The organism is Marinobacterium sedimentorum, from assembly GCF_024267675.1.
GTDB classification, from domain to species: Bacteria; Pseudomonadota; Gammaproteobacteria; order Pseudomonadales; family Balneatricaceae; genus Marinobacterium_A; species Marinobacterium_A sedimentorum.
In genome coordinates this window covers 1-230 of the sequence record NZ_JALDYX010000158.1, presented here as the reverse complement: position 1 = coordinate 230, position 230 = coordinate 1, and the positions used below count along the sequence as shown (strand labels likewise).

Here is a 230-nt window from a genome sequence, read left to right as displayed (position 1 = left end):
AACAGCGTCAGGTGGGCGAGAGGTGGGGTTAATGGCAGTCTTTGGACTTCACATTGGCGGCTACTTTCACGTGATTCTTACTGTGCTCGGTCTGTCCACGGTCTTACTATCACACCCTGAACTTTACTCTATCATTCAAAAGGCAGGTGCCGCGTACCTTGTGATTTTAGGCCTTCAACGAGTACTTTCGACAAGTATGTTACGAAGTCAGGGCGTTCCTGTGTCCGCTT

At 49.6% G+C, this 230-nt stretch carries 1 protein-coding gene; it reads left to right on the top strand.

Features of this window, described 5'->3' with window-relative positions; translation table 11 throughout:
- Window positions 1-230, top strand: a 230-nt coding sequence (locus MRS74_RS24290; RefSeq protein ID WP_368671327.1) for a LysE family transporter, incomplete at both ends; no start/stop codon positions are given.